Here is a 245-nt window from a genome sequence, read left to right on the forward strand (position 1 = left end):
TCCTGTCGCGCACCGGGCTGCCGACCAATCTGGCGACCATCGCGCTGCAGCTCGCCGTCGGCGTCGCGCTGCTGGTCGGCGGCGCGAAGGGCTTCATTCACGGCGTCGACGGCGTGTCGCAACTGCTCGGCATCTCGCCGCTGCTGCTGTCGCTGATCATCGTGCCGATCGCGACCGAGCTGCCGGAGAAGGTCAACAGCGTGCTGTGGATTCGCCGCTCGAAGGACACGCTCGCGTTCGGCAAC

At 68.2% G+C, this 245-nt stretch carries 1 pseudogene; it reads left to right on the forward strand.

What is annotated here, in order from left to right:
* A pseudogene (locus SB816_RS34155) lies at window positions 1-245 on the forward strand (sodium:calcium antiporter); the annotation flags it as partial.

It is taken from the genome of Achromobacter sp. SIMBA_011, assembly GCF_046535435.1.
Lineage (GTDB): Bacteria > Pseudomonadota > Gammaproteobacteria > Burkholderiales > Burkholderiaceae_B > Achromobacter > Achromobacter dolens.